1 protein-coding gene is annotated in these 521 nt (G+C 69.7%); it reads left to right on the top strand.

Annotated features, from left to right (window positions below; translation table 11 throughout):
* Nucleotides 1-153 precede the first annotated feature (153 nt).
* The coding region (locus E3D03_RS21260) for a hypothetical protein (protein ID WP_263568585.1) at nt 154-521 on the top strand (368 nt) is incomplete at its 3' end.

Consider the following 521-nt stretch of genomic DNA (forward strand, 5'->3'; position numbering starts at 1 on the left):
CTTCACCGTGCACGCCGTCTACCTGCCGCGCCCCCGCATCGAGATCTCAGGGCCGCAGGGCGTGCAGGCCACCTTCGACTGGCTGGCGGCGCGCGACAGCGTGGTCGGCCGGATGTGCACCGCCACCCTGATCAACGACATAGAGGTGTACTGATGCTCTCCCTCGACCTGACAAACGCCCCCCGCTGGCACGACCTTGCCCCAGGGGTCCGGGTGCAGCTGCGCCCGCTGACCACGGCGCTGATGGTGGCGACCCGCAGCGACCCGGCCGTCGAGACCGTGCCCGAGGACGCCTCGGACGAGGAGCGCGCCGTCGCCTTCGCCAAGGCGCTCGCGCGCCGCGCGGTTCTCGCCTGGGAGGGCATCGGCGATGCCGATGGCAACGCGATCGACCCGAGCCCGGAAGCCATCGACGCGCTGCTCGATGTCTGGCCGATCTTCGAGGCGCTTCAGCTGACCTACGTCTCCAAGGGTCTGCTGCTGGAACGGGAAAAAAACGCCTCCGCGCTCTCGCCGAATGG

Origin of the sequence: Paracoccus sp. DMF (assembly GCF_004407025.1) — a bacterium.
Taxonomy (GTDB): domain Bacteria; phylum Pseudomonadota; class Alphaproteobacteria; order Rhodobacterales; family Rhodobacteraceae; genus Paracoccus; species Paracoccus aminovorans_B.